General features: G+C 68.3%; 13 protein-coding genes. 9 read left to right on the top strand and 4 right to left on the bottom strand.

Going from position 1 to position 20,016, the window contains the following annotated elements:
• Positions 1 to 482: 482 nt before the first annotated feature.
• Complete coding sequence (locus tag AB0M59_RS05945) at positions 483 to 614, bottom strand: hypothetical protein (protein ID WP_364609416.1); 132 nt, start codon at positions 612 to 614, stop codon at positions 483 to 485.
• Between the two features lie 791 nt (positions 615 to 1,405).
• Here AB0M59_RS05945 and AB0M59_RS05940 point away from each other — a divergent pair.
• The 8 genes from AB0M59_RS05940 to AB0M59_RS05905 all read left to right on the top strand — a co-directional run bounded on the left by AB0M59_RS05940 (position 1,406) and on the right by AB0M59_RS05905 (position 12,725).
• Positions 1,406 to 1,540 carry a hypothetical protein gene (locus AB0M59_RS05940; protein ID WP_364609413.1) on the top strand — a complete coding sequence of 45 codons (135 nt, stop codon included), beginning with the start codon at positions 1,406 to 1,408 and terminating at the stop codon, positions 1,538 to 1,540.
• A 238-nt stretch (positions 1,541 to 1,778) separates the two neighbouring features.
• Positions 1,779 to 1,958: an excisionase family DNA-binding protein gene (locus AB0M59_RS05935; RefSeq protein ID WP_364609410.1), complete on the top strand. Its 180-nt coding sequence runs from the start codon at positions 1,779 to 1,781 to the stop codon at positions 1,956 to 1,958.
• Positions 1,959 to 2,028: 70 nt separating this feature from the next.
• The gene (locus tag AB0M59_RS05930) at positions 2,029 to 3,243 is read left to right on the top strand and encodes a tyrosine-type recombinase/integrase (RefSeq protein WP_364609407.1); all 1,215 of its coding nucleotides are present in this window, start codon (positions 2,029 to 2,031) and stop codon (positions 3,241 to 3,243) included.
• Positions 3,244 to 3,901: 658 nt separating this feature from the next.
• Positions 3,902 to 5,431 (top strand): hypothetical protein, encoded by a 1,530-nt coding sequence (locus AB0M59_RS05925; RefSeq protein ID WP_364609405.1) that lies wholly within the window; start codon positions 3,902 to 3,904, stop codon positions 5,429 to 5,431.
• Positions 5,432 to 5,481: 50 nt separating this feature from the next.
• Positions 5,482 to 6,237 carry a hypothetical protein gene (locus AB0M59_RS05920; RefSeq protein ID WP_364609701.1) on the top strand — a complete coding sequence of 252 codons (756 nt, stop codon included), beginning with the start codon at positions 5,482 to 5,484 and terminating at the stop codon, positions 6,235 to 6,237.
• Complete coding sequence (locus AB0M59_RS05915) at positions 6,230 to 10,678, top strand: hypothetical protein (RefSeq protein ID WP_364609402.1); 4,449 nt, start codon at positions 6,230 to 6,232, stop codon at positions 10,676 to 10,678. The genes AB0M59_RS05920 and AB0M59_RS05915 overlap by 8 nt, the downstream gene beginning before the upstream one ends.
• Positions 10,679 to 10,935: 257 nt before the next feature.
• Positions 10,936 to 11,742: a Wadjet anti-phage system protein JetD domain-containing protein gene (locus AB0M59_RS05910; RefSeq protein ID WP_364609399.1), complete on the top strand. Its 807-nt coding sequence runs from the start codon at positions 10,936 to 10,938 to the stop codon at positions 11,740 to 11,742.
• 149 nt (positions 11,743 to 11,891) lie between these two features.
• Positions 11,892 to 12,725 carry an SAM-dependent methyltransferase gene (locus AB0M59_RS05905; RefSeq protein WP_364609396.1) on the top strand — a complete coding sequence of 278 codons (834 nt, stop codon included), beginning with the start codon at positions 11,892 to 11,894 and terminating at the stop codon, positions 12,723 to 12,725.
• Between the two features lie 317 nt (positions 12,726 to 13,042).
• Here AB0M59_RS05905 and AB0M59_RS05900 read toward each other — a convergent pair whose 3' ends face one another.
• Complete coding sequence (locus tag AB0M59_RS05900) at positions 13,043 to 14,320, bottom strand: IS701 family transposase (protein WP_364609393.1); 1,278 nt, start codon at positions 14,318 to 14,320, stop codon at positions 13,043 to 13,045.
• Positions 14,321 to 15,208: 888 nt separating this feature from the next.
• Here AB0M59_RS05900 and AB0M59_RS05895 point away from each other — a divergent pair.
• Positions 15,209 to 16,168 (top strand): thioesterase domain-containing protein, encoded by a 960-nt coding sequence (locus AB0M59_RS05895; protein ID WP_364609390.1) that lies wholly within the window; start codon positions 15,209 to 15,211, stop codon positions 16,166 to 16,168.
• Positions 16,169 to 16,475: 307 nt separating this feature from the next.
• On the opposite strand, the gene AB0M59_RS05890 is transcribed toward AB0M59_RS05895, so the two are convergent.
• Both AB0M59_RS05890 and AB0M59_RS05885 read right to left on the bottom strand, forming a co-directional pair.
• Positions 16,476 to 18,059, bottom strand: coding sequence for an ABC transporter substrate-binding protein (locus AB0M59_RS05890; protein WP_364609387.1), 1,584 nt, complete (start codon positions 18,057 to 18,059; stop codon positions 16,476 to 16,478).
• A gap of 24 nt (positions 18,060 to 18,083) precedes the next feature.
• Positions 18,084 to 19,982 (bottom strand): hypothetical protein, encoded by a 1,899-nt coding sequence (locus tag AB0M59_RS05885; RefSeq protein ID WP_364609384.1) that lies wholly within the window; start codon positions 19,980 to 19,982, stop codon positions 18,084 to 18,086.
• Positions 19,983 to 20,016 lie beyond the last annotated feature (34 nt).

The raw sequence follows: 20,016 nt of genomic DNA, 5'->3' as shown, positions 1-20,016 counted from the left end.
GGCGCGCGCCCCCCCCGCGCTTCGTAGCTGTCTTTCGCCCGGCGCGTGGGGGCCTGTTGCCGACACCGACCGCGCACGACGGTTCTTCCAACGGAATCTCCGCTGCCTCACGGCAAGGAGGTCCGTCCCTGTTGGACAGTCTACGGCTTCTGCCGACACCGCGCGCCACCGACGGCACGAAAGGTTGCCCCGCGCAACGGGGCTCGAAGGGCGATCTGATGCTGCCCTCCCTCGTCATCGCCGCCACTACACCCCGCCCGCCCACGACCGCGCGGAAGGAGGTGAGTGATCGTGGCACCTGCCCGCGCACCGCGCGCCCGCCGCGCCGTGGCCGCTGAACCCACGGCGGTGGACTGGGGTGACTACGCCGCCGCCGTGCACCGCTGGGAACTCATCACCGGACGACCCGCGTCCTACCCGACCAGCCCGGCCGCCACGGACGCCCCGTCCTCGCGCCCGCGTTCGTCGAGTGGCTCATGGGCCTACCGCCTGGCTGGGTCACCGCCGAACATCTCGACCTGCCCCGCACCGCCCAACTGCGCGCCCTCGGCAACGGCGTCATGCCCCAGCAAGCCGCCCACGCCCTGCGCCTGCTGCTCGATGATCTCACTCACCTGCCCCATTGTCCGTGCCCGACGCCGGCTGGCGCACTGGCCGTGTCATCCCGCCCGCGTCGGCCGCTCGGCCTCCGGCAACACCGCGCCCTGCCGCCTCCGCACTGCGGCGCACCGCACAACTCGCCACACCAGGACCGCTGCTGACTCGCGCCGCTGACCAGCGGTGCTGCGGGGCGGTGAGCCGTCCCACCGGCCTGCCCGCTGCGCAGCATTCCACCCACCCGCGCTGCCCATGAGGAGGCCTCGCCATGCCCATCCGCAGCCGTACGCGACGCCACCGAACGGAGCCTCGATGACCGCCGCCCCCGATGCACGCGCCCCCCGCCGCTCCGCCGCGTCACGTCCGCGCAGCCCATCCCCATCGCGCCGTCCAGCCGCCACCGGGACGCCGGGCAGGGCGCGCCGTGAGCGTTACCCGGGGACACCCCGCGGCCGGTACCTCAGCCTCGGTGCCGGTGTGCAGAGCCTCTGCGTGCTGCTGCTGGCTTGCCAGGGGGAGATCTCGCCCTTCGACGGTGCCTTGTTTGCCGACACGGGCTGGGAGCCCAAGCAGGTCTACGCCCAGCTCGCCACAGCCCGCCGCCTCGGTGCCCAGGCGGGGATTCCGGTGCGGACGGTCTCGAACGGAAACATCCGTCTCGACACCCTTAACCCGGCGGCTCGGTTCGTCTGGCTGAGGTCGATCTCGACGCCACGCGCGGTCGGTCGAGCGCTGAGGAAGACGACCCCGATGGCTGCTCGCCGTTCTCCTGCCGCACGGGTACCCCCGTCTCGGGCCCGGGCACGGCATGACCAGCGATCCCGAACGCCCGAAGCGGGCGGAGCCGGACGGGCTGCGACATGGGAGCCCCGACGACGAGCAATTGCTGTACACGCCCGCGCAGGCGGCCGAACGCATGTCTCTGAAGAAAATGCTGATCTAGCGAGACACGGAAAGAGAACTTGCCATGTCCACCCGCAGCACGACGCGCCGACCAGTCGCCTGCGCGGCTGGGGTGACACCATCCGCCATCGCTGGCACTTTGGCACCCGGCGGTCACCGAATCAAGACAACCGAGAAATCTCGGGTCATTGCGCTCTGGCCCGATTTGCGCGGCTGGCCATGAGTGACCAAGCCATGTTTCCGGTCTCGAATTCACTGAATTTCTTAGGAGTCGTGATATGAAAGAGAATTTATCCCGTCGCGCGTGGACTCCGCGAGAAGTCGCGCAGCAGCTCGGGATTCCATATGAAACTGTGCTCGACTTGATTCACCAAGGAAAACTCAATTCACTCAAGGCGGGTCGCTACTACCTGGTCCCCGACTTCGAATTAAACCGATACCTGCACTCGTGTCAGTGATGCTACCGTCAGCGCTGGGCAAGTAGATTAGCATGGTAATCAACCGAACGTTGCACTTAGGGACTCGACTGTGGGACGACTATCAACTCCGATAGGCGCATACGGCATCATCAAGGTCGAAAAGCTGACCAAAACTGCCCGGCGAGGACTGTCCTACCGCGCCAGCGCCTACTTCAGAATGCCGGATGGCTCCCTGTCGCGCGTTCGGCGTCAGGCCGCGGCCAAAGACATAGCGGTCGTCCGCCTCAAAGAGGCGCTCGTGGCAATGTCCGAAGAAGCTCGCGACGGAGAGATCGACCGGTCAGCTAGATTTGCACAAGTAATCGACCTGTACCTGGACGAGCTCGAGGAAGAAGCGATCCTGGGGAACCTTACGCCGACCACGGTCCGTCTCTATCGTAGTGTGCTCAAGAACTGGGCGATCCCCGATCTTGGGCAGCTGCATTGCTTCGAGGTCGTCGTCACCCGCTGCAGCAAGGTCGTCAGGAGCGCTCGGAAAAAGAAGAGCTACGACACGGCGAAGACCTTGAGGGCTGCGCTGTCCGGTGCTTGTGACTACGCGGTCAGGCACGGTGCAATGGACGAAAATCCCATTCGCCACATCGGACGCATGTCGCGTGGTGGCGAGCCGAAGACTGTGGAAGCCCTTGACGCGGATGAGCGCGTCGATCTTCTCGCCAAGCTCCGGGCGTACGCGCTGACCCGCCAGACGGACGCACGAGGACGTTCACTGGGCTCGCGTGGCCGGCTCTGGCTGGACCTGCCCGATCTGATGGAAGTCATGCTCGCCAGTGGCGTACGGATTGGCGAAGCCCTGGCAATCCTCGGTTCCGACATCGAACCTGATAGGAAGACTGTAGCCGCGACTCATCACATCATCCGAGTAGCAGGAAGCGGGCTCATGCGCCGCCCGCTGCGGAAAGGAAACCAGCAGGAACTCGTACTCGGCGTCCCGGAATGGTCCCTTCCCGTACTGCTGCGGAGGAAGGCGACCGCCGGTGAAGGCCCGATCTTCGCCTCGTTCGCCGGTGGATTCCTCGATCCATCGAACGTCATCAACAGGATCAGCGAAGCGATGACCGCTGTGGGGTATGGGTGGGTCACCAGCCATGTGTTCCGCAAGACGGTCGGGACCGTGCTCGACGAGGCTGACCTGCCCACGACAGCGATCGCCGACCAACTGGGGAACAGCCGTCAGGTGGCGGAGCGGCACTACCGGAAACGCCGCATCGCCAACACGGCCAACGTTGCCGCGCTCGAAACCATGCTCCCGACGAGTGCGTGAGTCGACTGCTTGACCAGTTACTAACTCGGCGACCAACGGCTGCACCGAAACCGGTGATCAGCGCGAACCGGCTGACTGTGTGCCGGTGTTCATCAGCCTGTCGTTCTGGCAGTTTCGGAAGTTCGTGGAGACCGCGGATGGCCTGCGTGAGTCAACGCCCTCGGTCCCTGGGCGCTGGCTCTGGCGGAGACCTCACGTGAGCTACGAACCGCTCAGTGGCCCGGGCAGGGGGCGGGGTACCGGCGGCGTGCTCGCTGTCGGGCTCAGTTGCGGCGCGGCCGACGGCGTGCTACCCGGTGCCCAGGGCGGCTCCTGACCTGGCTGGCTCGTTGCGATTCGGACTGGCAGGACGCAGGTCGAGGTCAGCGTCCCTGCGCCGACGAGGACGGTCGGCTCGTGGCTGAATTTGCGCCGGACGCCCCGGCTCACTCATCGCACCAGTTTGTCACTCACCGTAGCAGGCGAAGCTTCGTTTTCGCTGTCTTTCATCGACAGGTCGAGGCTTGACGATCTTCGTTGGTTCGGATGGCTCCCACCTGCGTCAGCGGTGAATCTTTCGCCGAGGATTCACGCTGCGCGACCGTGATTGGGATTCTGCTCCGATACGTCGCTCCAGAACGGGGTCGAAACTGTCGTACCTCGTCGTTATGGTCAAGGAATGACTGAGGGGACGGAGCCCGGGGAACCGGATGGGCCGACGGTCGACGCGGCGCTCGGGCGGCGATTGAAGGCTCTGGCGTGCACCGCGCCGGTGCACGACCTCGACGCGCGGAAAGGCCGCCTCGACTGGGTAGACGCAAGTGCCTACCAGATGTCCGAAATCGCGCTGACGATCATCGACCAGGTCACCATCCGGATGGATTTCGACCGCGGCGCCGATCATGAAGAGGTTCTGCGCCGGAGCCTGCCGTTCGTAGCCGCCCAGGCGCCGGACCGGCCACGGGAGGAGCACCTCCGGGTCGCCAAATGGGTCATGGACAACCTGATCAATGTCGGCACGCAGGATCGCGGCTTCGCAGCGACGTACGGGACATTCGACGCCGACGGGCGGTACGAACGACGCACCTGGCCCTTCAAGCTACTGGTCGAGTCGTTCTCGACGGAGGGCGAAATCTACCTCCGCTCAACGGACGAAGCCATCAATGTCCTGGTCGGCGCGCTCGACACCGACGTCGAGTCCGCCCAGGAGGCCACGGAGACGAAACTGGCCAACCTGGTCCGGCGTGGCCGGCTCTCGGACGCGCAGCTGGCGGCGGAGGCGGCGCGGTGGCGCACCGTCCAGTACGCGGACCAGCTACGGCGGCTGCTCGACGCCACCCGCCGGGACGTGCGCTCGGTGGACTGGCTGAACGAGGTGCCAGATCTCGTCGAAGACGCCTTGGCACACATCGCGGCGCGGCACCGCGCTGAGACAGCGATCCTCACGAACATCACGCAGGCCCGCGACGAGTCGGAGTCCTCGGCCCGGAAACGACAGGCCGCGTCGCTCATCACGATCGTCCGGGACTGCATGCAGCGCCATGGCCAGCTGCAAGCGAGGCTGCTTCTCGCCGGGAAGACGTTCCGCGCCGAGCAGGACAGGCAGGAGTTCTCAGCACCGGCCAGACGGGTCATGATCGACCTCTTCGGCCAGTTGCTGACCCCGACTCTCTCGTTGAGCGTCGCGGACGCGGCCCGGGTGACGACCGCCTTCTTCGGCAAGGGCACCGGCTTGTGGGTGCGGGGAGCCCCCCGGCTGGTCGATGTCATCTACATGCTGCTGGCACCGCCGGCGGACCGCGACGACCTGGGCGAGGCGGTTCCCGAACCCGATCTCATTCCCGCCGCCGACCCGGCCGTTTTCAGCGAGGAGCAGTGGGCGGCGATCGACCAGCTACTGGCGCTCGGTCCCGTCCCCAGACGATTGTCCGGCCTGCTCGCCGAGGCCCGGCAGACCGACCCCGAGCTGCCCCAGCTGGTCGGCCTGCGGGTACTGCACCTGCTCGATCCAGGGATCACGACGGCGTTGCGTCAAGGTGACGAGTCGATTCTGCTCGCCGTCGATGACGGCGCCGTGCTGTCCGACGAGGAGTTCGGCGGCGCCGATCTGCTCGTCGGCCTGGTCGCCCTCGACACCGGGCGACACGCCACCGACCGAGCACCGACCGGCGAAGATACCCGGGACGAACGAGGAGAGGTGGTCGCGTGAACTCGGTGGCCGATGACGCTACCGATGCCGGGCGATTGCTGGCCCTGGGGATGCGACCCAAGCACCTGCCCGCCCGCGACGCCGTCTACGCCGGGTTGGTCCGGCGCTACCACGAGGACGACGCGTTCGCAGAGCTCGTGCGCGCGTTCGCCGAAGGGCTCGGCATCTCCATGCTGGCGGTCACTCAGCAGTCCGGCGCGGTACCGGCCCCTCGCGAAGAGTCACCGTTCGAGCTGAAGATCGACGAATACGCCAGGCGCACGGCCTTGGGTAACCGCGGAGTCGACAAGATGCTGCACGGTCTGGCGCATCTCGCGGTCGCGGCCCTCTCCTTTCCGCGTCCGGACGATCTCGCCAATCCGGCCTACGTCGGCTACGTGGCGGTGGCCGAGGTCGATGCAGTGCTGCGGGACGCTTGTGCAGTGCTGGAACGGCGGGCCGTCGAGGCAGAGGAGAACCAGGACGCCCTCGACACCGCTCCAGAGCTGGAACGCGCCTGGCGCGCGTACACCCGCAGGCCGGCCGCGGCATCGACCAAGGACGGCAGGCTGGCGCCGGACACCACCCGCGCGATCATCACGAAGGCGCTGCGGTTCCTCACCGACCAGGGGTTCCTGGTGTTCCGCAACGCCGAGGACGGCGGGTCCTACCGCACGACCCCGCGGTACCAGGAGCAGGTGCGCGAGGTAGCCGCGAGCGCGGCGTTCCGGGAACTGCTGGATCTCGAGGTCGTCTCGATCACCGACCCCTCGGGAAGCCTCGCGGTCGTCGCGGAGCCGGCCTCCGTGGATGGTGCCGATGTATGAGCTGGCTCGGGTCCGGTTGCATTCCGTCGGCCCGAAAGGTGCGCGGTACGACGACATCGTCCTCGACTTCCGGCACGTCGGGCCGCCGGTGGCGGCCCCGGCGCGGCGAGCCCTGTTCGACGGGGCGGATGCCGGTTCGCCGCGGCGGCCGTCACCTGCGTCGGTGATCTTCGCCGAGAACGGCAACGGCAAGTCCGTGCTGATCAAGCTGATCTTCTCAGTCATGCTCCCCGGCCGGCGGCAGATCGTCGGCACCACGAACACAAGGGTGCTCGACGACTTCGTGCTCGCCGACGACGTGGCCCACGTGATCCTGGAATGGCAGCACACCCGCACCGGACAGCGGGTGATCACCGGGAAGACCTCGGCCTGGCGGGGGCACGTGGTGTCTAGCGACCCGGCGAAGCTGACCGAAGGCTGGTGGTCGCTCCGGCCGACCGCCGGTGTCGACCTCGACACGCTGCCGCTCACCGAACAAGGCCGGCGGGTCGAGCTCGGCGGCTTCCGGGACCGGCTCACCGAAGCCCAGCGACGGGAACCGCACCTGCAGTTCGAGTGGCTGAAAGCACCCTCGGAGTGGACCGACCACCTGGGGACGTTGGACCTCGACTCGAAGCTGTTCGGCTACCAGCGCACGATGAACGCCGGTGAGGGCGAGGCCGCCGGAGCATTCGCCTTCAAGAGCGACGAGGCGTTCGTCGACTGGCTGCTTCGCGCCGTGGCCGACGACGAAGAACCGAAACTGCTCGCCGAGCTCATCGACACCTACGCCGACCGGCTCGCGGAACGCACGTCGATGATCGCTGAACGCGACTTCGTCGGCGGCGCACTGGAACGGCTCGAGCCGCTGGCGGCCGCCGCGAAGGAAGCAGCGGCCGCCGAGGAGCTGTCCGATGCCGTCGCCGGGGAAGCCGTGCGCTTCGTCCGTGCGCTGCAGGCGCGGCACGCCGAGGAAACCGCCCGGCTGGAGGTCCTCGATGTGCGGCGGGGGACGACTACCGGACGCCTTGAGCTTGCTGATCGGGAGAACCGCCGGATGAACCGGATCGTGCTCGAACTGCGCCGGGACCGGGCCCACATCGAGTGGCGCCTCGCCGAAGAGCACCTGAAGGAGCTGTCCGAGCGGCTCGCCGGACAGCGAGCCGACCTCGAAGCGTGGAAGGCCACCGACGCCTTGCTCGTGTTTCAGAGGGCGCAGGGTGCGGCCAAGGCCGTTCGTGACGTGGTGGCGAGCAAAGAAGCCGAGGCCGAGGCACCGCTGCGCGCGCGTGACGCCGCCGCCATGAAGTTGGTGCAGGGCCTGCTCGCCGTCATCGATCAGGCCACGGCGGAAAACACCCGGTTGACCGGCCTGGCACGTGACCTCGACTCGGAGATCAGGGATCTGGGTGAGCAGGAGAGCGGATACCGGGAAGCGGTCGGGAAGGAGAAAGCCCTCGCAGCGGCCGCACTCGCGAAGATCACCGATGCCCGGGACGCGGTGACGGCGGCGGTGACCGCCGGACTGCTCGACACCGGCCGGGTGCCCGCCGAGGCCGCCGAGGAAGCTGAAGCAGCGGCCGACGAGGCCGGAGCCGCCGTCAAGTCCGCGGAGGACCGGCTCGCCGGCTTGACGGACGAACGGAAGCTGGTCGACAAGGCGGTTCGAGATGCCGAGCGCGCGGTGGACGCACATCGTTCGGCGTTGGCCGACGCCGAACGGGTGCTCACGGAAGCGCAAACGGCGACCGCCGAACTCGCGGGTGACGAACGGCTGGCGGCGCTGCTCGGCACGGACTCGGTTCTCCTGGAGGCCGACTTCCCGGCGCTGCTCGCCAGGCTCGCCGACGTCATCGGCGAGGACAGCGCCGAAGAACGGAAGCTGCAGGTCGACGACGCCGCGGACCGAGACGTTCTGCAGGCGCTGGAGACCACCGACCTGCTCCCACCGCGACCCGATGTCACCTCCGTGTCCGAGGTGCTCGAGGCCGCCGGTATCCGGGCGTACTCCGGATGGGACTACCTCGCCAACACCGCCGAAAGCCTCCGGGGCCCAATCATGGCCGCCCATCCACAACTGGTGGACGGCATCGTGCTGAACAAGCCTGACGACGTGAACCACGCCCGGCAGGCACTGGCCGCCGCCCGCTTGCTCCCTCGGTCGCTGGTCGTGGTCGGCACCACCGAAACTCTGGGTAGCGCCGAGTCGGACGGCACGATCGCCGGGGCATACGTGGTCCCGCCGAACCCGGCGATGTACGACGTCGATCTCGCCGCGGCCGAACGGGCCCGCCTGCTGGCAGTGGTCCGGGAACGAGCGACCCGGCTTGACGCGCTGTCCGCTCGGCTCGAAGACGATCGCGCGCTGGTCACCCGGTTGAAGGAATGGCAGAACACCTGGCCGCCCGGCACCATCGAGTGCCTGATCTCAGAACGGGATACCGCACAGGACAACTTCGACGAGGCCGAAAGCTGGGCGAACCAGCTCCGCAGCCGTCTCGACGAGATTATCGAAGCCGAAGACACCGAAACCAGGTCGCTGCCCGCGCTGCGGTCCGCGGAACGGGCCGCGAGCGAACGATCGCGTTCGCTCGCCACCCTCGCACAACTGGTCGCGAACGAACCCACCTGGTCGCGTGAATACAAGCAAGCACAAGAAACGGCCGAGGCCGCCGAGCGTGCCGCCGAGGCCACCAACACCACGGCAGAGGGGCTACGCGGAGAGAAATCGGATCTCCTGCGCAAAGCGGACGACCAGGTGCGCACTCGGGCCACCGCCCAGGACGAGGTCGGGAAGATCCCTGGGGGCGGCTCGGCTGACCGGGCGGCTGACCCGCCCGGCGAAGCCCTGGAAGTGCTGCGCTCGACCTACGCGGCCGCGAAGACGGCGTACGAGCAGGTCGAAGTCGGCGCCGACCTCCGCGCTGATCTGGACCTCAAGCTCACCGCCGAGGCGGATGCCCGAGCCGCGCTGGAGAAACTGCCCGATCAGGTTCGGGCCCGGGCCACCGAGCTGCTGGCCGAGCCCGACGGTGCGGACCCGGCCGCTCGGACCGCTGCGACGCTCCGGACGGGACGCGCGATCGACACCCTGGACGAGCAGGTCGGCCGGGCGGGAGCCGAGGCAGGAAGCCGCAAGAACGCCTACGAGTCCCATCAGGCACAGGAGGTGTCGATGGAGCCGTATGGCCGGCCGCGCGACCTCGCCCACGCCGACGAGCTCCTGGCCGTCGCCTCCGACGACTATCTGCGAGCACGTGACACCGCGGAAGGGGTCCAAGGCGAACTAAATAGCCTCGACAAGACGATCGAGGTGACGAAGAAGACAGCCGACGGCTTCGATTCGATCGGTGACTCGGTCAGTGACCTGGCCGGGGAGACCGACGACGATACGCCCTACCGGGGGACGCTGGAGGCGGCCAAAGCGCGGCGGACGAGTGTCCGAACCTCGGTGTCGGAGGCCAAGAAGATCTTGACTAGCGCCCAGAGCGAGGTCAGCCGCCTGTCGTCGGGGTTGGGCAGGTACGCCGTCGGATCGGCCTTCGCCGAGGTCGACAGTCCGGTGCGGCAGCAGATGATCGCGGTGGACCGCGATCGCCTCGCCGACTACGCCGACGACTGGGCGACCGCCCTGAAACCTCGTCTGCGCAGCCTCACCGACGACCTCGCCCAGATTGACCGCCACCGGACCGAGATCGTGGTCCGGTTGCGGGGGATGGTCGACATCGCAGTCAAGACCCTGCGTACCGCGGAGAAGGTCAGCACGTTGCCCGAGGCGCTCGGTGACTGGGCCGGACTGCATTTCCTGCGCATCCGGTTCACCGACCTCGATACCTCGGTGCTCGACGACAGGCTCGGGGACGTGGTCGACGAGGCTGCGGCGCACGAGGTAGTGAAGGGGTCGCGTGGCGGGCCGGGAAAGCGTGACGGCATGACGCTCCTGCTGAAGGGAGTGCGAGCCGCGATGCCCAAGGGAGTCCGGGTCGACATGCTCAAGCCCGATGCCGCGCTCCGCGCGGAACGCGTCCGGGTTGCGGCGATCGCCGATGTCTTCTCGGGTGGCCAGCTGCTGACCGCGGCGATCATCCTCTACTGCACGATGGCTGCCCTGCGTTCGAACGAACGCGGCCAGCTCCGCCGCCCGCACGCGGGCGTGCTGTTCCTGGACAACCCGATCGGCCGGGCCTCCGCGGGATACCTGCTGGACCTCCAAATCGGGGTGGCCGACGCGCTCGGCGTCCAGCTGATCTACACGACCGGTCTGTTCGACATCAACGCGTTGTCGCTGTTCCCGCTCATCGTGCGGCTGCGGAACGACCGTGACCTGCGCAGCGGCATGGCGTACCTGACCGTCGAGGACGAGATCCGGGCCGGGCTGCCTCCCGCCGGGGACCCCGATCAGGGGCAGCTCACCGCCGCCCGCTTGTTCCGCAGACCGATCGAACGACCGGAGACGGCGTGATGAGCGCTGCGACGGTTCCGCAGCACGGAGTTCCGCTCAGCCCGCGCGCCGGCCGGGTGGCGGATCTGCTCGTCGGGTGGCCACGGCGGAGAGTCACCCTCGTTGAGCTGTGGCAACTGTTGGATACCGCGGATCCGGCCGCCGGGGCCGTAGCGGGCCGCCGGAAAGTGTTGGCCGGTGTCGTCGCGGAGCTCGGTCGGGCGGGACTTGTGAGAGCGGCGGGGGCGCGGTCGTGGGACCGTAGTCAGAAACCCCCGTTGCCGAACTTCGTCACCATCCCGGCGCCGGCAACGTCCGGTGCGCCGAAGCGGGTGGTGTGGCACCACAAGCTGTCCTGGGTCGCGGACGTCCGCGTCACTCCTGCTCAACGTGAGCACCTTCGACTGGTGAACGCGTGGTTGTACGAACACGACCATGAGCAGCTGCCGGTGGTTCCCCATCGGGAGCGGTCGGTCAAGATCTTCGGGAACGAGAAGGTGCTGGACAAGCTGATGGTCACGTCGCTCTTCGGAGAGGGACGGCTCACGTTGGAGCTGGTGCGCGCCCGGCGGGTCGCGCCCCGCTTCACCTTCGAAACCGTGGGGCCGGGGGATCTGCTTCTCGTGGTCGAGAACAGCGACACCTTCGACTCTCTGGTGTCGGCGCTGACCCGGAATCCGGGACAAGTCGGGTTGGTCGGCTGGGGCGCAGGTGGCGGTTTTGAACAGTCGGTGCTGTCGGTCCCGCGGCTGGGCCGGGCGGTGCGCGAGGTGCGGTACTTCGGTGATCTGGATGTCAAGGGGTTGCAGATCCCGGCCAACGCCGACCTGGTCGCCGCGGGCGAAAACCTACCGCGGGTCCGGCCGGCTGCCGGGCTCTACGAAGCGATGTTCCGCCATGCGCGCGCCCAAGCGTGCCAGACCCCTGCCAGCGCCACCACCGCGGCCGCGCTGGCCGGCTGGCTGCCGGAGCCGCTCCGGAGGCCGGCCGGTGCGCACTTGATGGGCGGTACACGGCTGGCTCAGGAAGAGGTCGGGATCACCGAGCTCGGCGCCGGCGAAAGCTGGCGCGCCGATCTGCGGTGAGCGGGCTTGGGCGGTCGCTACGACGGAACACTCGCGTGCGCATCGCGCCCGGCTCTTGAGCAGGGGGCGGCTGCGGTCGAGCAGGCGGCACTTCCGGCAGGGCGCCGCGCAATGCGGAGGCGGTCGAAGCGGGTGTCGGCGACTCGCTCGTGGCTGAGGCGGGAGCCGGCCCGAACACGCCGGTCGGGGTCGATCCGAGCCGGGCCAGCATTGCCCGCATGTACGACTTCGTGCTCGGCGGGAAGGACCACTACCGGGTCGACCGGGACGAGCTGGCGCGGCTGCAGCAGGTCATGCCCGAGGTCGCCGACCTGGCGCTGGAGAACCGGCGGTACCTCATCCGGGTGTGTCGTTTCCTCGCCGAGCGGACCGGGATCGATCAGTACCTCGACTGTGGGTCGGGGCTGCCGACGACGGAGAACGTGCACCAGGTCGTCCAGCGCGTCGACAAGCTGGCCAAGGTCGTCTACGTCGACAATGACCCGGTCGTGGTCGCGCACGGCCAAGCGTTGCTGGCGGAGAACGACCGGACCCGGTTCGTGGCCGGCGACATCTTCGATCCGAGGACGATCCTGCAGGACGAGGTCGTGCGAGAACACCTCGACTGGTCGCGCCCGATTGCTCTGATGTTCGTGGCCACGCTGCACCACTACAAGGGTGACCGGCGCCGACCGGCTGAAATCATGCGGGAGTACGTCGATGCTCTCCCGTCGGGTTCCTACGTTGCCATTTCCCACCTGTTCGATCCGGGCGAAGGCGGCGATCACGACACGATGGCAGCCTTCCAGGACGCCGTCGCCCGCGGCTCGCTCGGTGGCGCCACCGCGCGCACCGAGGCGGAGATCGAGGAGCTGCTGCCGGGCTTGGTGCCGGTGGAGCCGGGGATTGTGCTGCTGGCGAACTGGTGGTCGGACGGGCCGAACCTGAAATCGCTCAACGCCGCGCAGCGGCTCATCGCCGGTGTCGTGGCACGGAAACCCTGACGATCGGCCCAGCCTGATTCAGCGACTGCGCTATTGCGGTGGCGGCCGGGCGTAGGCCGTCGACACACCCTCGTAGGCGCCCGGCCGGCTGTCACCCATGGAGTGAACTGCAACGAACTGGGCACGTTTCTGCGGATGGCGGCGGACGCCGGTCAGCGTGCGACACGGCCCGATCGAACGCACGTTTCTAGTAGTGCTTTGTTAGGTCATGGGTTCAGGTGGTTGCTGGAGCCACGTGACTGGTTGGTGGCAGGTGGTGCATGCGCCGGTCCAGACCGCGAACAGTGCCTGGAGTTCGCGGAGGACGGCGTAGAGGGTCAGGCCGGCGCAGGGGCTTTTGGGTCGTAGCGCAGCTGGGTGCAGAACGCCTGGGCCAGTGCGGCGAGGGTGACGTGGCGGTGCCAGCCGATCCAGCTGCGGCCTTCGAAGTGGTCGAGGCCGAGGCCGTCTTTGAGTTCGCGGTAGTCGTGTTCGATGCGCCAGCGGATCTTCGCCAGCCGGACCAGATCCCGCAGGCGGGTGTCGGCGGGCAGGGTGGAGAGCCAGTAGTCGGTGGGTTCGGGTTCTCCGGGTGGCCATTCGGCCAGCAGCCAGCATTCGGGGAGGCTGCCATCGTCGGCCTTGGGGATGTCACGGTTGGCCGGACGCACCCGCAGCGCCAGGAATCTCGACCGCAGGGCGGCGGTGGGGTTGCCCGGGGTCTTGCGGGAGCCGTGGCGCCAGGTCACCATCCGGCCGGCCTTTCGCCCCGCGGTCATGATGAGAGTCTTGAGGTTGGCGGGTTGGTCGCGGTAGCGCGGCACCGGGCGGCGGCCGACGCCGGGGGTGTAGGGCAAGGTCTGCGGGAGGGCGTCGGCGGGGAAAGCTGTGGTGGTCGCTTTCACTGCCAGGACATATGACAGGCCCCGTTCGGTCAACCCGAGCCGGAACTCGGTTGCGTCGCCGTAGCCGGCGTCGGCGACCACGGGCCGATCCGGTAATCCCCATTCGCCGGCGGCGTCGTTGCCGGTGATCTCGTCGAGCATGTCCAGCGCCAGCCGCCACTTTTCCTTGTGTCGCAGGTCATCGGGAACCTTGGACCTGCTGCGCCGACCTCGGATTTCAGCGGCGGCATCGGGGTCGGTGACCGTGGTGTCGTCCCAGGACTGCGGCAGGAACAGTCGCCAGTCGATCGCCGCCGACGCCCAGTCGGTCACCGCGTGCACGCTGACCCCGACCTGACAATTCCCGGTCTTGCCCAGCGCACCGCAATACATTCGGGCGACGCCGGGGGAATCGACGCCGTCTTTCGGGAATCCGGTGTCGTCGATGACGTAGGCCTCCGGGGCGATGAACGCATCGGCCCAGCGGGCGATCCGGTGCCGGACATCGACATAGTCCCAGGTGGAGGAGGTAACGAACTGCTGAAGCTGCTGATGATCCACCCCGAGCCGCTCGGCCATCGGCTGCATGGACTTCCGCTTGCCGTCCAGCATCAGCCCACGCAGATACAGTTCACCCTTCGCCCGTTGATCCGCCCGCGCCAGCCCACCCAGCATCTCGGCGGCGAACGCCGCCAGCCGCGGACGGACCTGCTCCAACTCCTCCGGTTTCACCGCGACAGCAGATCACATCACTACCCTGACCAGCCGCAACGACACACCTAACAAAGCACTACTAGAAGCTTGCTAACGTGGCCGCGGTCTACGTGAGCTCAAGCAGTCAACAGGAGGACGCGTGGCGTGGTTGTTGCGAGAGCGCACCACTGGTCGCGAGTGGCGTGTTGGCGACAGCGATCTTGCCTGGGATGCCGGTGGGTACGACACGGCTCGATTCGAGCTTCACGTTCTCGATGAGGACATCGTTGGTATCCCTGACGGCCGCCCGGATTCCTCGCCGTCGAGCTGAATTGCCGAGAGGTGCCAGCTTTGTGTTGCCGGCAAGGCCCGTCGAGGGGTGAGTTGGGTTCTCTGCTGTTGGCGAGTGGTGACATTGCTGTCGTCGTCGTGGTGTGCGGACGGCGATGCGCGCGGCCGACTGAACGTCTGTCTTGAAATTTCACCTCGGAGGGGATTGTCTGGCGTTAAGCGGGGTGCTTCGTGTCGGTTTTCAGCATCGCGGTCAAACGGTTACGCCCGATCTGCTTCTCGGGTCGTATCCGCCCAGTCGGCCGGAAGATCGACATTGCTTTACGGAGAGGTGTGCGGCCCTGGCCCGCTCCGAGTTCGAGTGTCCGATAGGACGGACGTCCAGCCGAGGGTGGGTCGAGTCGCCGGGTTGTGCACCGGTGGCGCCGGAGCGTGCCTTTGGGAGCGCCTTCGTCGGCGAACTGAAAATGCGGCCGTACGGCCAGATAACAAAGTTCGCGATCGTAGCCATCGGTGGCAGAAACATCATCAGGCGTGAGCGCGCGGGCATCTCTAGCTCGACGTGTGGATTTTCTCAATTCTATTTCCTTGGGAAAGTGGTTCAGGTCACTGGCGTCATTCATCGAAGGACTCATCATGCCCTCTGCCATCAGGTTGCTGTCTCCGGGGAACAAGGCCATGGAAAGCGGTTATCGATATCTGTGCTTGCCGCCCGCCGGGGACACGGTCGGCGTGTTCCGCGACGTTGCCGGCGCCGCTACCGCGGAAATCTGGGGTGCGGAGTACCCGGGCCGGGGCGACCGGTGGGAGACGCCATTGCCCGCGTCCCTGGAACAGCTGGCTGAGCAGCTCACCGCCGAGGTGCTCACCCGGTTCGTCCCCGGGCGGGTGCTGCGGACGGTGGTGGCAGGGTTCAGCATGGGCGCGTTCCTCGCCGTGGAGCTGGCCCAGCGGCTGCACACCCACGCATGCGTGGCGCCTGCGGCTATTGTTGTGGTCGGGGCACCGGCGCCACAGAAGCGGGTCTGTGGGCGGTATCCGCAGCTTGGCGAGGCGACGTTGGCCGAGGTGCTGGGCAGCGAAGGATTCGTGCGTGGCCTCGGGAACCGCGCGTCCTTCGAGGTATGGGCCTACGCCAAGGACCTGCTGCGCCGTGACATCGAGCTGACCACCGCCTACCGCGGTCCGGCCGATGCGGCACGGCGCTGCCCGCTGGCCACGTTGTGCGGCGAGGCCGATCCCGTCGAGACGGAGGACGCGACGGTGGCGTGGCGGACCTGGACGATCGGCCCGTTCCTGGCCGCGACGGTGCCGGAGAGCCACCTCGAGCTGCTGGCGCCGGGACGGGGCGAGCAGTTCTGGGCGTGGATGCGCCGGATCGAGCAGGACGTCGTCGCGGCCGGGGTGCGTGATGCGGGACCGGCCGCTTTCCGTAGTGGGGGCAGGCCGCGTCGTGCCAGGGGTGGGCTGGCAGGAGCAGTTCGCGCTGCGGGCACGCGCGTACCCGGGCCGCACGGCCCTGGTTGCCGACGACCTCGCGTGGCGCTTCGCAGACCTGCAACGCGGGAGTGGCCGGCTGGCCGACGTCCTGTGTGAAGCCGAGGCACGGCCAGGTTCCGTGGTCGCGTGCGCGATGACCCGGTCAAGTCCCAGCAGTGCGACCGCGGTGGCCCGCACCTGGCGACCAGCGTCCACGCCTGCTGTGGGTGCTGGTCGTGGATGTCGTGGTCTGATTGGTACGTTGAGCTTCGGCGATCACAGCTGTCACCTGGTCGGGAGTTCTCGCGCGAGATTCCTTCGTGTGCGGGGAGGGCGCAGCGGGTTGGTGGTCTCGATAGCGGCGTAGCGCTGCCTGCCCTACGAAGCCGACGTCTTCGCCAACGGGCTTCGCCGGCTCCGTCGGTCAACAGATCGGCGGGTTACCCGGACGGACGATCACGCTCGGGGTCCGCGACGGCTGGTCGCCGGTCGCCGGGACCGGTGGGCACACCCGGACCACCGGTGGACCCGCGTCCGCGCGGTTGCCGCTGTTGTCGAACGTGATGGGGCCGCCGGCGCCCGCCACGGCCTGACCGCTCGAGGAGAACCCGCTGATCGCGGTGTTGACCTGGCTGCGCTGCACCGGCTTCGCCGACGGGAGCGTCCGCAACGCCGCCGAAATCGTGGTCACGGCGTCGTAGCCATTGACCGCCCAGCCGTCATCGAGGTGAGTCGCATCGAACCCGGCGCCGGCGAACGCCGTTTCGAGGTCCCGGAACCCGGGATTGTCGCCGCGGAAGCGGTCGGCTCCGGACACGAGCGTCGAGATGAGCCGGATCCGGCCGTCGGTGAAGCTCTGCGACCGCAAGGCCTGCAGGCGAAGGTCCTCCAGCATCGCGTTGTCTTCCGGCGAGCGGACCCGCAGTCCATCGGACGTGCTTATCACAGTGACCGACGTGGCCGCGCACCGCCCGCCAAGGAAGGCTTCGTCGAGGCTGAAGAGGAACCGCGCGAGGTCGCTGCCGCGCGCGATGTAGAGCACTTCGACGTCCTTCGCAGTTCCACAGACACGTTGAGCGGTCAGCGGGACTGTGCTCGCTTCGTCGGCGTCGAACTTGACCTCGGTGATCTTGCCTCCGAAGCGGCGCTGCATCATGGGCAGCGCGGTGCACGGGTACGGGTCGGAGCCGCCGGTGGGCACCATGATGAAGTCCGGCCGGCCGGGCAGCACCCCGGCGAGTTGCTCGATCTGCACGGAGTTCCGGTAGGCGACGCGATAGAAATAGTCCTTCCCGACGCCGCGGGGATAGGTGATGTCCGGGTCGCACGAGCGGAAGTCCGGCTGGTCGTCGCGGGACCCGGTCTGGTCGAATCCCTCGGCGGTGATCAGGTCGGACACCATCGGGACCTTCGCCGCGGCCAGCAGGTCCGCCACCTCGGCTGATCGCTGTTGGCTCAACCCGAGACCCGCGACGGCCACGACGTCCGGGTCGTCCGCGAGCTCACGGGCCACTTCGACGGCTTCGTTGTCCGGACCGTACGCGCCGACGTTCGCGACGACCAGCCGCATCGGGTGCAGGCACCCGGTGTCGTTGGCGTGGCGTTGTCCGGCAACCATCCCTTCGAGCTCGTGCAGCGCGCGCCCGCCGGCATTGCGGTCGGTCAGCGTCAGCAGCACCCCGACGGTCACCGGGGAGCCCTGGGGATCGCATTTGTCCGCGGCGGCTGTGTTCTGCTGCTCGACCGCGTGCAGCACGGTGGTGAAGCGGTCGAGTCCGAAGTCGTAGGAGCCGTCGCTGAGACCCACGCACTCGTCACCGGCCGACCAGGCGGAGCCGTCGAACCAGCCGCAGGTGAACGCCCGCTGCAGCGGTTGCTGGAAGACGAGGCCGCCGGCGACGACGATGGCGACGACGAGCGCGATGGAAAGCCGCCACCAGTCTGTCCAGCGGTGCGGGAAGTCCCGGCTCGGAGACGGGAAGATCAGCCAGCGGTAGCGCGGGGACAAGGTCGGGTCCTTTCGGAACAGAGGTCAGTACCAGCCGCTGTCCGCGGAGTAGCGGGCGGCTCGGTCGAGGAACGGCTGCTTGTCCGCCACCCCTTCGGTTTCGGCGAGCCGGAGGAAGCCGTGCCCGGCGAGCTTCCGCAGCGCCGCGATGTCCTCCGGCCGCGTCACGCACGGGTCCCGCTCCAGGGCGGGCACAATGCCGAGCAGCGCGTCGGTGTGCCCGACCGGGGTCGGCGGCCGGCCGAGACCCTTCATTTCCGCCAGGTCGGTCGCCCGCGGGTCGGGTGTGACCACCACGGCGTCGAACAGCTGCAGCCACTCCGCGGACGGCAGTTCGGGCAGCAGGGCGGCCAGTTCGTCCGCGACCTTCTTGCGGCCGCCGAGCATCCGTTCGTGGTGCCATCGCCCGGCCTGGTCGTCCGGATGGGTTTTGCCTCGCAGGAGGCGAAAAACGCCTTCCCAGCCCGTTTGCGCGTCCGGACGCGCGGCCAGCGCCCGCAAGCCGAGGTAGCGGGCCAGCGGGTGGAGCCGGCGTTCGCCGCCGGGAGCGGCCCACAACGTCGGCGAGGTGTAGAGCGGCGAGCCGAGGTCGAAGGGCGGTGGCAGCAGGGGAACGAGCGTCCCGGCTTCCTGCCAGGTCCGGGCGGCCGCCAATGTGATCAGGGCCTCGACCGAGGCGTCGTCCGGCGTCCGCTGCGGGTCGAGCCCGCGAACGAGGATCTGCAGCAGGTGACGGTCGACGCGCACATTTTCATCGGGCTCGTGGCCGTCCAGGAGGGTGCCCAGGTGGTCCAGCAGCCGCGGGTCCTCTCCGAGCCGGCGCAGCACGAACTCGGTCGCTGCCGCGTGGCCGTGGGTGAGCCGGCCGGCCACGCTCCCGGTGCGTTCCGAGGTCGCCCAGTCGTGACTCCGGGCCAGCTGGAGCACCTCCGCGGAAGTCAGGTCGGCGACGTCGACCCGCAGTCTGGGTCCGTCCACCGGCCCGGTCCCCGGCCAGTGCGCGGCACCCGCCGCGGCCGGCCCAGCGCTGGTCGTGACCACGGTCAGTGGATCGGGCAGCCGGTTCTCCGGAGTCGGGCGGCTGTCGGCGATCGCTTGGCGCACGCGAAGCAGCGAGCGGACGAACGTCACGGCCGCCGGCACGTCGCCGTCGTCCAGCAGCAGGAGCATCTGCGGCGGCCGTCCCCGGACGCGGGCGTGGCTGCGGCGCAGGTCCGCGAGGAAAGCGGCCACCAGGACATCGTCGACGCCGCGCCGGATCACCGGGTCAGCGCTTTTGGCTCGGGCGCCGAGCTGGATCAGCGTCGCCTCGGCGTCGTTCGTGAAGTCCTGATCTTGGTGCGTGAACCAGTCCACGGCGTCGCCCCAGGAGAACCGCATCAGGCCACGCCCCCGGTACAGGCGGTTCAGCGCACTTTCGGCGGCTTCCGCCGCCAGCTTCGGGACCAGTTCGGACAACCCGGGGACCTGGACGTGCACGAGGGTGAAAGAGTCGTGCGCCAGCGCTTTGAGGAAACGGTCGAGCGCGGGTTTGCGCTTGTAATCGTTGAGCCGTTCCCTCAGTCGGATCCGCTGGTCGTCGGCGGGCTGGCCGGCGAAATCCGCACTGATGGCGAGCTGTGCGATCAGGGAGCGGGGAAATGACACCGAATAGCCCGGAACTCCGACGCCCAGCCCGAGCATGATCGACGTGAGCAATGGGCGCAGCGACGCCCGGTCACCGTCCAGGATCAACGGCTGGACCAGCACGGACGCCGTCCGGTCCCGCCAGGTCCGCAGCGCTTCATCGAGGATCGCAGTCCGTCCGGAACCGCCGCAACCCGTCAGAACCACGACCGGCCGTGGACCGCCGGAAGGGTTCTCGCCACGAGGTCCGGTCAGGTCGTCGATCAGCTCCAGGACCGACGTCCGGCCCACGAACATGTGTCCCCCTCGACGCCATTCGCTCTTCGCCGCT

Source organism: Amycolatopsis sp. NPDC051371 (genome assembly GCF_040682155.1).
GTDB lineage: Bacteria > Actinomycetota > Actinomycetes > Mycobacteriales > Pseudonocardiaceae > Amycolatopsis.
The sequence above is the reverse complement of the archived record's forward strand: the minus strand, read 5'-3'. Positions and strand labels throughout refer to the sequence as shown.